Here is an 11,933-nt window from a genome sequence, read left to right as displayed (position 1 = left end):
ATGGATGGTGACCTGTAGGAGCGAGGCTTGCCCGCGAAGACGGCAGCACAAGCACTACACATCTAACTGCTCAACTCCCGAACCTGCGCATGCGGCACCATTTTCAGGAACTCGGGCATGTCCATGTGCAGCAGGTTGATGTGATTGCCGGCTTCCAGATAGATGTCTTTTTGCCGGGTCAGCAGCGGGTCGATGACCACGTCCAGCCCATAGGCTTCGCCCAGGGCAGGCACGGCGCCGCGTTCGCAGTCTTCGAACAGGTGCGGCAAGTTGCTTTCACGCGAGACCTGCCATTCGCCGCTGCTGCGAACTTTGCTCAGGTCCAGGTGACGACTGGCGGGCAGCACGGCCATCAGGTAGCGACCATGGTGGTCGTCGAGGATGACCGACTTGGCCATCCGCTCCGCCGGAATGTTTGCGACCCGCGCCGTTTCCAGGCTGCTGGCCGAGTGAGGATGGGTGACGATGTCGTATTGGCATTGAGCCCTGTCGAGGCTTCTCTGCACGGTTTTTGCCATTCGCATGATGCACCTCCGAGTCCGCCATGCTTGCTGGCGGACGCTGGTTGACGCTTTTCTTCGTACTCAAAGTCTAGGCCCGCAGGGGCGATCCGGCGGGAAATCCGCCCACCGGACAGGTCGACAACTGAGCAAAATTCATACAGCCGACCCGTCAACTAAACTGTAGACAGAACCACCCACGACTCTCCCGGAGGGTCTCGTGAACACGCGTTGTTGTGCCATCGTCTGGCTGTTGGCTTTGAGCGGTTCCGCCCTCGCTGCGGACACCGCCGGCATGCCCGCCCCCGACCCCATCGGCATGTGGCTGATCACCTTCGGCATCGCCTTTCTGATCGCCGAAGCCGCCCTGCCCAACTACGGCGTGATCGGCCTGGGCGGGATCGTGATGTTCGTGATCGGTGCGGTGATCCTGACCAACGCTGAACTGCCCGTCCCCCTGATGATCGGCCTTGGACTGATCAGCGGCCTGCTGCTGATCTTCCTGCTGATCCGCGCCCTGAAAACCCGACCGCGCCACAACGTTAGTGGCGATGCCGGGCTGCTCGGCAGCGTGGCACCGGTGTTGTCGTTGCAGGCTGGCTATGCCTGCCAGGGCTGGGTGCATCTGCAGGGCGAACGCTGGCAAGTGACCAGCGCCAACCCGCTGCAGATCGGGCAACGGGTGCGGGTGGTGGCTCGCAAGGGATTGATGCTGGAAGTGTCCGCGACTGACGCGGTATCGAAGGGAGAATGAACATGGGCTTGCAACTGGGTTTCGTCGCACTCCTGCTGTTGCTGATCGCACTGGCCAGCTCGACCTTTCGCATCCTGCGCGAGTACGAGCGCGGGGTTGTGTTCCAGCTCGGCCGCTTCTGGCAGGTCAAGGGCCCTGGCCTGATCCTGCTGATTCCGGTGATCCAGCAAATGGTCCGCGTCGATCTGCGCACCGTGGTGCTGGACGTGCCGACGCAGGACGTCATCACCCGCGACAACGTGTCGGTGAAGGTCAACGCCGTGCTGTACTTTCGCGTCCTCGATCCGCAGAAGGCGATCATCCAGGTCGAAGACTTCCTCATGGCCACCAGCCAACTGGCGCAAACCACCTTGCGCGCGGTTCTCGGCAAACACGAACTGGATGAACTGCTGGCCGAGCGCGAGCGGATGAACATCGACATCCAGCAAGTGCTCGACGCCCAGACCGACGCATGGGGCATCAAGGTCGCCAACGTCGAGATCAAGCACGTGGACCTCAACGAATCGATGATCCGCGCCATCGCCCGCCAGGCCGAAGCCGAGCGCGAACGCCGGGCCAAGGTGATCCACGCCGAAGGCGAATTGCAGGCCTCGGAAAAACTCATGCAAGCCGCCGAAATGCTCGGCCGCCAACCCGGCGCCATGCAGTTGCGTTATATGCAGACGCTGAGTTCGATTGCCGGCGACAAGAGCTCGACCATCGTTTTTCCATTGCCGATCGAGTTGCTCAAGGGGATGGCGGATCTGTCGTCGAAGCCTTAAAGCATCAGCGGGAAGGATCACCGGCAGCGGCCAACGGATACACCGACTGCCATCCACCACCCAGCGCCTTATACAACCCGACCGCCGCCAGCGAGACGCCGGTCGAACTCTCGACCCACTGCTCCTGAGTCGCCAGCAACGCGCCTTGCACGGTGAGCACGTTGACGAAATCCACCACGCCTTCGACGTACTGGCGCTGCGCGGTTTGCAGGGCGATCTGGTTCTGGCGCACCGCTTCGGCCAGGCTGTCGCGGCGCAACTGGCTGGCGTTGTAAGCGCTCAGCTGGTCGTCGATTTCATGCCAGGCGCGCAGCACGGTTTGCTGGTAGGCGATGGCCGCTTCCTGTTGTTGGGCTTCGCGCAGATTCAACACGCCTCGCAGACGGCCGCCGTCGAACAGCGGCAGGCTGAATTGCGGACCGATGCCGAACGTGCGCGAGCCCCAGGAACCGAAATCGCTCAGTTGCATGGCTTGCGAACCGACATTGCCCGACAGGGTAATGCGCGGGTAGAAATCGCCCTTGGCCACGCCGATGCTGGCGGTGGCGGCATGCAGGCGGGCTTCGGCCTGGCGAATGTCCGGGCGGCGCTCGGCCAGTTGCGACGGCAGGCCGATGGCGACCTGACGTGGTGTTTGCGGTACTGGTGCGTCGCTGGACAACTCAGCAGTGAGCGCCTGGGGCGGCTCGCCCATCAACAGGCTCAGGGCGTTGATCAATTGCGCCTGGCGCTGCTCCAGCGCTGGCAGACGCGATTCGATGGCTGCGACTTGCGCGGCGGCTTCGGCGACGTCCAGGTCAGTGGCCACACCATCGCCCAGACGCAGTTGCGACAGTTTCAGGCTGTGGCGAGCCACCTCCAGATTCTGCTCGGTGACGGCCCGCGTGTTTTGCACCCCACGCAGCTGGATGTAGTCCTGGGCGGTCTCGGCCAGCACCGACAGCAGCACGCCGCGACGATCGTTTTCCGCCACTTCCAGGTTGGCGTCGGCGGCTTCGGTTTCGCGGCGCACCCGGCCCCAGAAATCCAGTTCCCAAGAGGCGGAGAAACCGGCGTCCCACAGGTTGAAGGCGGAATTGCCGTTGTTTCCGGACGGGTCCATCAAGCCTTCGCCGCTGTTGCGTTTACGGCTGTAGCTGCCGGTGGCGGCGGTGGTCGGGTAGCGGTCGGCGGTGACCACCTGGCGCACGGCGCGGCTTTGCTCCAGGCGACTGCTGGCGAGCTTGAGGTCAAGGTTGTCGGTCAGGGCGCGCTGGCTCAGGGCCGAGAGTTTTGGGTCGTTGAACACTTCCCACCAGCGTTCGTTCAGGGTTTCGGTGATGGCCTGGCTGGGGGCGGGTTTTGAGGGTTTTGACCACTCGGTGATTTGCTGGGCTTCGGGCTTTTGGAAGTCCGGGCCGACTGTGCAGGCGGTGAGGCTCAATGCGAGCAAGGCACTGGAGATGAGTCGGGGCTGATGGCCTCTTCGCGGGCAAGCCCGTTCCCACAGGGTTATCGGTTGTTCATGGATTTTGTGGTCACCCCGGTCCACTGTGGGAGCGGGCTTGCCCGCGAAGGCGTCGGCACAGGCAACAAAACTCTTCATCGCTGAACAACCTCATTCACCGTCACACCCGCCGTATCAATCCGCGCCTCAACCGACATCCCGACCCGCAACCGCTCAGCCAACGGCTGCCCCGGCTCCAGCACGATCTTCACCGGAATCCGCTGCACGACCTTGGTGAAGTTCCCGGTCGCATTGTCCGGCTTGACCGACGCGAAGGTCACACCCGTGGCGGGCGCAATGCTCTCCACGCGTCCGCTCAATGCCGCACCGCCAAAGGTGTCGACACGTATTTCAACGTCCTGCCCCGGCTGCACATGAGTCAATTGGGTTTCCTGAAAATTGGCCACCACATAGGCCTGCGCCAGGGGCACCACCGCCAGCAGCTTGCTGCCCGGCGTAACGTACGCGCCCACCCGCACCGCACGCTCGCCGACCATGCCGTCCTGCGGCGCGACGATGCGGGTGTAGGACAGGTCGAAACTGGCGATTTCCAGCTTCGCCTGCGCCCGTTTCAAACCACCTTCAGCGCCATCGCGCTGGGCGGTGAGGATGTCCACCTGCTTGCGTTCGGCGGCCAGCACCGCCGTGACATTAGTCAACCGCGCGCTGGCCTGATCGATGCGGGTCCGCGCCTGTTGCGCGTTCTGCACGGTGCCGGCGCCGACCCCGGCGAGATGGTTGTAGCGATTGAGTTCATGCTGGGCGAAAGCCATTTCCGCTTTGGCCGACACCACCGACGCCTGGGCCTGAGCGATCACCGAAGTCTGGCGCTCGAGAGTCGCCTTGGCATTCTGCAATTGCGCCTGAGCCACCAGCGCTTCGGCAGCCGCCGCATCGGCGGCGGCGCGCAGGTCGCGATCATCGATCAGCGCCAGCAACTGCCCGGCCTTGACCTGTTCGTTGTCTTCCACCAGCACCTGCTTGATGAAGCCGGCTACACGCGGCACCACCAGCGTGTAATCCGCCGAGACATAGGCGTCGTTGGTGGTCTGGTGCGTGCGTTGGCCGAACGGGCCGAGCAGATAGATCAGCGCGCCCACGGCGATCACGACGGCAACGCATGCGGCCAGTTTTTGCTTGGATTGAGTCGTCATAAAAACCTTCTGTTTCAGTGGAGCGTTCAGGTTGGTGCGCGCGGTGGATAGATCCGCGTCGGCATCCAGAAAATCAGCAGGATCAGCGCCACGGCGACGCCGGCCATGCACAGGTACAGGTCGGCGGCGGTCAGCACCACGGCCTGCTCGTGCAGCCGATGGGCCAGGCCTGCGCTGTCGGATTCGGCCAGAGGTGAATTGCCGAGGCGATCGACCAGCATCGTTGAATGGAAGTGCAGCCGCGCTGTGGTCAGGGTCTCCAGCACGCCGGTGGCGATAACGGCGGCCAGGCCTTTCACGGTGTTGAACCAGGACGACGCAAACGGCCCGTCCATTGGCTGGATGCTGCCGGTGGACAGCATCAGCAGCGGCAGCACCGCCATCGGCTGGCCGAAGATCTGCAGCAGCTGCAGCACGTAGAAGTCATCGCGAATCCATTGTGATGTCAGGTGCGAGCCACCGATGCAGGACAGGATGAGCATGCACAAGCCAATCCCCAGCACCCAGCGGCAATCGACCCAGCGCAGATTGCACAGTGCCGCCACCAACGGCAGTGCGATCAGTTGCGGCAAGGCTGCCAGCAAGGTGATAGGTCCGGTCTGCACCGGGCGATATCCCTGGACCTGCGCCAGGTAGCTGGACGGAATGATCACCACCGCCAGCAGAATCACCAGTACGCCAGACAGCGTCAGCAAGGCGAACGACAGGTTGCGGATACCGAGCATCTGCATCTTGAAAAACGGAATCGGCTGCGACCATTCGTTGATCAGAAACAGCACCAGCAACAACGTGCCACCCACCAGCAATGTGCTGATCAGGCTTGACTCGAACCAGTCCAGCCGATTGCCCTGCAAGATGCCGATCACCAACATGCAGATCGCCGGAAAACCCAGCAGCAGACCGCGCCAGTTGAACTGTTTGAAACGCTCAAGCTTGAGTGGGTCCTGGGGAATGCCGTAACCCACCGCCAGCATGGCAATCAGGCACGGCACCACGATCTGCCAGAAGGTCCACTGCCAGCCGACATACTCGGTCCAAAGACCCGCCAGTGGCGTGCCCAGACCGGGGCCAAAAGTGGCCGTGAGGGTATACCCCGCCAAGCCGTACAGTTTGACGTTGGCGGGCAGAAAACGCAGGGCGACGGTCATCAGCATCGGCGGCAGCGCGCCACCGGCCAGACCTTGCAACGTACGCAACACCAGCAGGCTTTCGTAATTCGGCGCCAGTGGGCACAGCAGGCCCAGAAAGGTGAAGGCACTGATGGCGTAGAGGGTGAAGCGGCGTAACGAAAACGTCACCGCGCACCACGGCGCAAAGGCCGCTGCCGAAACCGAGGTCGCTGCATAGCAGGCGACCAGCCAGGTGCCTTCGTCATAGCCGATGCCCAAGGCGCCGCGAATGTCAGCCAGGGCGACTTTGGTCACCATTTCGTTCAGGCCCGACACCAGCACCGCCAGCAATACGCCCACCAGACCGATGATGAGTCGCGGGCCAAATGCTGTCGATGCGACCGGAGTGGGCACGGCCGAAGAGACCGTGGCCGTCAGAGAGGTCATCGGTTTACACCTCCGAATAAATAAGGCGGCAGTCTACGAAGCACGATCGCTGACGAAAACTGACTTATCGGTAATGTATAAGTGCGCGTGGCGCAGCATTCGAATGACGAAAACGGGCTAAGGCGGATATCTGCCTTGCGAAGAAATGTTGGGAAAAAATTATCATCGGCGCATCAGGCAGGCCACCATCCATAGGTGTTAGTGCCTAGCCCCTGCGGGTGATACCGCACACTGCGGTTTTTTGATTTTTCAGTTCGATTGCGCTGCTAGCCAGGTTTGATCACAGCAGTGTTTTACCGTTTCACGTAACCAGCGGTGGGCCGGATCATTGTCGAAACGCGGATGCCAGGCCTGGCTTAAAACGATGGTTGGCAATGGGACAGGCAAGGTGAACGAACGCAGTTTCAGACCGAGACGACGCACGCTCAACAGTGTCTCCCTTGGCACCGGCAGAATCAGGTCGGAATCGGGCAAGGCGAACATCGCGGCATGGAAGCTGGGGGCGATCACTGCCACCCGCCGCTCCAATCCCAATTCGTCGAGCGCCGCGTCGATAGGACCGCGAGCGATGCCGCGGCGGGACACGCTGATGTGGGAAAAGCTCGCGAAACGTGCGGCGGTGATCTCTTCGTCAAGCAACGGATGATCCTCGCGAACCAGTCCGATGAACTGTGTGGAAAACAGGTTCTGCACCTTCACTTCCGGCATCAGCGGACGATTGTTGCTGACGTTCAGATCGATACGCCCTTCACGCAAGGCTTCGTCATCGCCATCGCCTTCCGGCACGAAACGTAATTCGCAATGCGGCGCCTGACGCTCCATGGAGTCGAACAGCTTGCCGCCGTAAACGCCGACAAAGAAATCGTTGGCGCGAATGCTGAAGCGCCGACGCAGACTGCCTAAATCCACCACCCGAGCCGAGTGGAACAACTGCGCCGCCTGCTCCACCAGGTCCCGTACCTGATCGCGCAACTCCAGCGCTTTGGGCGTGGGCACCAGACCTCGACCGGCGCGTACCAGAATCGGATCGCCGATGGCCTCGCGAATGCGCGTCAGGGTTCGACTCATGGCGGCCGGGCTGAGGTTCATCCGCCGCGCGGCACCCACCACACTGCCCTCGTCGAGCAGGGCGTCGAGGGCGATCAGAAGATTCATGTCTGGGAGCTGCATGCTGAGCACTCTTGGCTGGACTGGATTGAGTCAGGCGCAATGCTAGCAAACATCCTGTTGGTCATGCGGAGGCAGGTCGGCCCCCTTCGCGGGCAAGCCCGCTCCCACAGGGTGCTGTGTCGGATACAAAATCCGCATTCGCCGCAAATCCTTGTGGGAGCGGGCTTGCCCGCGAAGAGGCCAGACCAGACACCGCCTACCTCTGCATCCCCCACCGCTTCACCGTCACCCGCTCCAGCGAATCGAACACCAGATTCTCCACCAGCAACCCAATCAAAATCACCACCGCCAACCCGGCAAACACCTTGTCGGTGTACAACTCATTCCTGTTCTGAAAAATGTACCAACCCAGTCCACCTTTCCCGCTGGTCGCACCAAACACCAGTTCCGCCGCAATCAGCGTCCTCCAGGCAAACGCCCAGCCGATTTTCAGCCCGGCAAGAATCGAAGGCAGCGCTGCCGGAATCAGGATGAACAACACAAAGCGCATGCCCTTGAGGCCATAGTTGCGCCCGGCCATGCGCTGGGTTTCGGAGACGCCGAGAAAGCCGGCGTAGGTGTTCAGCGCCAGCGCCCAGAGCACCGAATGCACCAGCACGAAAATCAGGCTGTTCTGACCCAGGCCGAACCACAGCAGCGCCAGCGGCAGCAGCGCGATGGCCGGCAGCGGGTTGAACATCGAGGTCAGGGTGCTGAGCAGATCGCGACCGAACTGGGTCGAGACTGCAAGGGTGGTCAGGCCGAACGCCAGGACGATGCCGATCAGGTAGCCCTTGACCAGCACCACCAGGGAAATCCACACCTTGCCCAGCAACTCGCCGCTGAGCAAACCGTCGTACAGAGCATGCGCGGTTTGCAGGAAACTCGGCAGCAGCAGGTCGTTGGCCTGATAGCGCGCGACGGCTTCCCACAGCAGCGCCAGCAGGATCAGGATCAGGCTTTTGCGCAGCCAGCCCTCTTGCCACAGGCGTTGGCCAATGGGCAACTCGCGCTCCAGCGGCACGCTGGTCAGCGGTTGCAGAACGTTTTCGAACTCTTCACGCGGGGATGATAAATGGCTCATCGGGCCCTCCTCTGAACTGGCTCAATAAGCGATGCGGATGTCGGTGAAATCCAGTTCGCGCTCGGTTTCCGGCGACTGGCCTTCATCGAACAACAGCCGATGAATGCGCCGCGCCGAGGCCTGAAATTCCACGCCGCCCAGGCTGTGCAAACCGTATTGATGGCTGTGCACTTCCGCCCGTACCCGCCCCGGATGCGGCGACAGCAACAGAATGCGATTGCCCACCACCAGCGCTTCTTCGATGGAGTGCGTGACGAACAGCAGCGTGAAGCGCACCTCTTCCCAGAGCAGCAGCAACTCTTCCTGCATCTTGCGTCGGGTCAGGGCGTCGAGGGCGGCGAAGGGTTCGTCCATCAACAGGATTTTCGGCTGCATCGCCAGGGCCCGGGCGATCGCCACCCGCGCCTTCATGCCGCCGGACAGCGTGTGCGGATAGGCATCGGCAAACGCCGCCAGCCCGACCTTCTCCAGGTAGTGCAGCGCCCGCTCCTCGGCGTCCTTGCGCTTGAGGGTTCTGGAGGCCAACAGCGGAAACATCACGTTCTGTTTGACGGTTTTCCACGGTGGCAGTTGATCGAATTCCTGAAACACCACAATCCGGTCCGGCCCCGGCGCCTCCACGCGCTGGCCTTGCAGACGTATCTCGCCCTCGACCGGCTGGATGAAGCCGGCGACGGCCTTGAGCAAGGTCGACTTGCCGCAACCGGAAGGCCCGAGCAGGACAAAACGGTCCGCCGGATCGATCTCGAAACTGACTTGATGGGTCGCCCGCACCACACGCTGGGGCGTGCGGTATTCCAGGCTGACATTATCGACCGACAGCAGCGCCTGGGCTGCCGTGGCCGGTTTGCTGACCGTGTGGCCTTGCAAGGCGGCGTTCATGTCGATCAGCTCCCTTGCAGCGGTTTGGCGTCCTGGAAGAAGTAGTCCTTCCACGAATCCGGTTTGTTCTTGATCGCGCCGACGCGGTAGAGGAACTCGGCCAGCGGGTAGGTGTTTTTCGGCGTGACGCTGAATTCGAACTGCGGGTTGTCGATGATTTTCAGCAACGCCGCGCGGTCGATTTTCGCCTTGGTGACACGGATGTAAGTGTCGGCCGCCGCGCCCTTGTCGTTCTGCGCGAATTGCGCCGCTTCGGTCAGAGCGTCGACGAAGGCCTTGTAGGTTTTCGGGTTCTCGTTGCGGAATTTCTCGGTGGCGAACAGCACGGTTGGCGAATTCGGACCGAGCAAGTCATAGGTATTGAGCACCACGTGCACGTTCGGGTTGGCCAGCGCCTGATCCTGGAATGGCGGGTTGGAGAAATGTCCGCTCAGCTCGGTGCCGCCAGCGATTAACGCGGCCGTGGCATCGGGATGCGGAACGGCGATGGTGTACTTGTCCAGGCGATTGAATTCCTTGTCGCCCCACTGCTTGGCGGCCGCGTATTGCAGGAAACGCGACTGCACGGAAACGCCCACAGCCGGCACCGCAATGCGGTCCTTCTCGGTGAAGTCGGCGATGGTCTTGACCTTGGGGTTGTTGCTCACCAGGTAGTAAGGGAAGTTGCCTAAAGAAGCCACGGCCTTGACGTTCTGCTTGCCGTGGGTGCGGTCCCAGATGGTCAGCAGCGGCCCGACGCCGGCACCGGCAATGTCGATGGAACCGGAGAGCAGTGCATCGTTGACCGCCGCGCCGCCGGACAGCTGGGTCCAATCGACCTTGATGTCGATGCCTTCCTGCTTGCCGTACTTCTCGATCAGGTTCTGATCGCGCACCACGTTGAGCAGCAGGTAGACGATGCCGAACTGTTCGGCGATGCGGATTTCACCTTCGGCGTGGGCCACGGTCGGCGCCACCAGGCTGCCGGCGATCAGGCTGAAACCCAGGCCGATGGCGGCCGCCAGCGGTGTGAATGGAAGACGTTTGGACATGATCAGATCTCCGACAAATCAGAAAGGCGCGTCGCCCTGGATGGTGGTGCGATACAGCTTGCGGCGCAGGTGGCTTGGGCAGCCGGCGGCAAGGTGAATCAGCGAACGGTTGTCCCAGAACACCAGGTCGTGGGGCTGCCATTGGTGGCGGTAGATGTTTTGCGGCAGGACGCTGTGGGCGTAGAGCTCGGCCAGCACCTGCCGGCTTTCGTCTTCCGGCAGGCCAACGATGCGGGTGGTGAAACCCTCGCTGACGAACAACGCCTTGCGGCCGTTTTCCGGGTGGGTACGCACTACCGGGTGCACCACTTCCGCCACCTGAGCGAGCTGCTCGGGGGTCAGGGTCGGGCGCCAGTTGCCTTCGAATTTGGTCTCGCTGTAACGCGCCGTGTAGGAGTGCGCCGCGGATCGGCCTTCGACCGTCTTGCGCAGTGCGTCGGGCAGGCTGTCCCAGGCTTTGTGCATGTCGGCGAACAGGGTGTCGCCACCTTCGGACGGCAGTTCCTGGGCGTGGAGCATCGAGCCCAGGCTCGGCAGCTCTTTGTAGGAGAGATCGGAATGCCAGAACTTGCCGGCATCGCCCAGGCCGATGTTCTGGCCGTTCTCGATGATGTTGGAAACGATAAGAATTTCCGGGTGCCCCGCCAGCAAAAACTGCTTGAGCACGTGGATCTGCAGCACGCCAAAGCGGCGGCTGAAATCGATCTGTTGCTCAGGGGTGATGCGTTGGTCGCGGAACACCACCACGTGATGGTCCAGGTGCGCGCGGTGAATGCGTGCGAAGTCCTGATCGTTGATCGGGCGGGACAAATCCAGGCCGATGATTTCGGCCCCTACCGCACCGCTGAACGGGCGGATTTCAAAGTGTTGTGGCGCTGCAACTCGCGATGCTGAAACGGCTGACATAAATCACTCCCACGCACGGCGCGCTCAAGGGGCGCGCGCGTCGATCAGAAACTCACGGATGTCCCGTGTTGGTTCGTGTCGTGCGGCGCGCCGATTGGTCGGCAGGTACGCAGGGGTGTGACTTTATAGATATAAGAACTCGATTTTAAATACCGTTAGCGAATAACCATATGGCGTATTTCACCTATGCTGCTGACAGCATGACGCTGTTCACTTCGGAGGGATGCTCAATGTTCTACGTGCAACGCGATACAGAAGGGCAACTGATGCGCGTCGAAGCCGAAGCCTACGCCGAGTCCACGGAAACGCTGCCGGCCGACCACCCCGACCTTCAGGCCTGGTTCGCCAACGAGGTGATGTCCACCAGCCTCAAACAGCTCAAGCAGATTAAACAGCTCAAGCAACTCAAACAGAGCGACCTGGAAATGATCCGGGTACTCGACGACTTGATCGAAGTGCTGATCAGCAAAGGCGTGATTCTGGTGACCGATTTGCCGGCGCCGGCGCAGGCCAAGCTCATGGATCGCAGCCAGGCGCGGGAGGCGTTGGGGGGGTTGAGTCATTTGGTGGATGATGACGAGGATGGGTTTATCTGAGTACTGGATCCTCGTTGACTGTGCTGACGTCTTCGCGGGCAAGCCTCGCTCCTACATTCGGAACGCATTGCCCC

12 protein-coding genes are annotated in these 11,933 nt (G+C 61.8%); 3 read left to right on the top strand and 9 right to left on the bottom strand.

Translation table 11 applies throughout. The features are described 5' to 3' along the window. Positions 1-62: 62 nt before the first annotated feature. The gene (locus tag ACW9JE_RS23540; RefSeq protein WP_457434112.1) at positions 63-524 is read right to left on the bottom strand and encodes an aminoacyl-tRNA deacylase; all 462 of its coding nucleotides are present in this window, start codon (positions 522-524) and stop codon (positions 63-65) included. Between the two features lie 196 nt (positions 525-720). On the opposite strand from ACW9JE_RS23540, the gene ACW9JE_RS23535 reads away from it, so the two are divergent. Beyond that, the gene (locus ACW9JE_RS23535) at positions 721-1,254 is read left to right on the top strand and encodes an NfeD family protein (protein ID WP_457434111.1); all 534 of its coding nucleotides are present in this window, start codon (positions 721-723) and stop codon (positions 1,252-1,254) included. Between the two features lie 2 nt (positions 1,255-1,256). Further along, the gene (locus tag ACW9JE_RS23530; RefSeq protein WP_457434110.1) at positions 1,257-2,015 is read left to right on the top strand and encodes a slipin family protein; all 759 of its coding nucleotides are present in this window, start codon (positions 1,257-1,259) and stop codon (positions 2,013-2,015) included. Between the two features lie 4 nt (positions 2,016-2,019). Here the strand turns inward: ACW9JE_RS23530 and ACW9JE_RS23525 are convergent, their stop codons facing one another. From ACW9JE_RS23525 to ACW9JE_RS23490, 8 genes are all read right to left on the bottom strand, one after another. Then, the gene (locus ACW9JE_RS23525) at positions 2,020-3,600 is read right to left on the bottom strand and encodes an efflux transporter outer membrane subunit (protein ID WP_457434109.1); all 1,581 of its coding nucleotides are present in this window, start codon (positions 3,598-3,600) and stop codon (positions 2,020-2,022) included. Further along, a complete protein-coding gene (locus tag ACW9JE_RS23520) occupies positions 3,597-4,655 on the bottom strand; it encodes an HlyD family secretion protein (protein WP_224538262.1) in 1,059 nt (352 codons plus the stop codon). Before ACW9JE_RS23520 ends, ACW9JE_RS23525 begins: the two co-directional genes overlap by 4 nt. A gap of 26 nt (positions 4,656-4,681) precedes the next feature. Next, a complete protein-coding gene (locus ACW9JE_RS23515) occupies positions 4,682-6,211 on the bottom strand; it encodes an MFS transporter (RefSeq protein WP_224538264.1) in 1,530 nt (509 codons plus the stop codon). Positions 6,212-6,460: 249 nt separating this feature from the next. Next, a complete protein-coding gene (locus ACW9JE_RS23510; protein WP_224538265.1) occupies positions 6,461-7,381 on the bottom strand; it encodes a LysR family transcriptional regulator in 921 nt (306 codons plus the stop codon). A gap of 196 nt (positions 7,382-7,577) precedes the next feature. Then, positions 7,578-8,444 carry an ABC transporter permease gene (locus ACW9JE_RS23505; RefSeq protein ID WP_457434108.1) on the bottom strand — a complete coding sequence of 289 codons (867 nt, stop codon included), beginning with the start codon at positions 8,442-8,444 and terminating at the stop codon, positions 7,578-7,580. Positions 8,445-8,465: 21 nt separating this feature from the next. Then, positions 8,466-9,326, bottom strand: coding sequence for an ABC transporter ATP-binding protein (locus ACW9JE_RS23500; protein WP_457434107.1), 861 nt, complete (start codon positions 9,324-9,326; stop codon positions 8,466-8,468). Positions 9,327-9,331: 5 nt separating this feature from the next. Further along, complete coding sequence (locus ACW9JE_RS23495; RefSeq protein ID WP_457434106.1) at positions 9,332-10,357, bottom strand: ABC transporter substrate-binding protein; 1,026 nt, start codon at positions 10,355-10,357, stop codon at positions 9,332-9,334. An 18-nt stretch (positions 10,358-10,375) separates the two neighbouring features. Next, positions 10,376-11,263 carry a TauD/TfdA dioxygenase family protein gene (locus tag ACW9JE_RS23490; RefSeq protein WP_224538273.1) on the bottom strand — a complete coding sequence of 296 codons (888 nt, stop codon included), beginning with the start codon at positions 11,261-11,263 and terminating at the stop codon, positions 10,376-10,378. Positions 11,264-11,493: 230 nt separating this feature from the next. On the opposite strand from ACW9JE_RS23490, the gene ACW9JE_RS23485 reads away from it, so the two are divergent. After that, on the top strand, positions 11,494-11,859 hold the full coding sequence (locus tag ACW9JE_RS23485) for a tryptophan synthase subunit beta (RefSeq protein WP_457434105.1): 366 nt from the start codon (positions 11,494-11,496) through the stop codon (positions 11,857-11,859). The last annotated feature ends 74 nt before the right edge of the window (positions 11,860-11,933 follow it).

The sequence above is a fragment of the Pseudomonas sp. SDO55104_S430 genome (assembly GCF_054070595.1).
The sequence above is the reverse complement of the archived record's forward strand: the minus strand, read 5'-3'. Positions and strand labels throughout refer to the sequence as shown.